Source organism: Photorhabdus viridis, from assembly GCF_040256935.1.
GTDB lineage: Bacteria > Pseudomonadota > Gammaproteobacteria > Enterobacterales > Enterobacteriaceae > Photorhabdus > Photorhabdus viridis.
The window spans coordinates 1-223 of sequence record NZ_JBEJZY010000483.1 but is presented as its reverse complement, the minus strand read 5'-3'; the positions used below and the strand labels follow the sequence as shown (position 1 = coordinate 223).

At 39.0% G+C, this 223-nt stretch carries 1 protein-coding gene; it reads left to right on the top strand.

All coding sequences use genetic code 11. The annotated features are described in order from the left end of the window. Positions 1 to 223, top strand: a 223-nt coding sequence (locus ABR397_RS24230; protein WP_350307903.1) for a hypothetical protein, incomplete at both ends; no start/stop codon positions are given.

Sequence of the window (223 nt, the reverse complement as noted above, 5' to 3'; positions counted from 1 at the left end):
GCTTTACTGCAAGCCAGCGATAATCTGTGGATACAGAAAGATGCGCAGGGAAATAAAAATCAATTAGTCGAAAACAGATCGGCGACGATAAAAACCGTGAAAGGGGATTTGGTTGTCAGGACAAAAGATCTGAATAATACCCGCAATGTCTTTGTTATTCAAAATAAGCCGATAACACCAGATGTTACAGACAGAGATATGACCGTACTTAATGATGTCAATA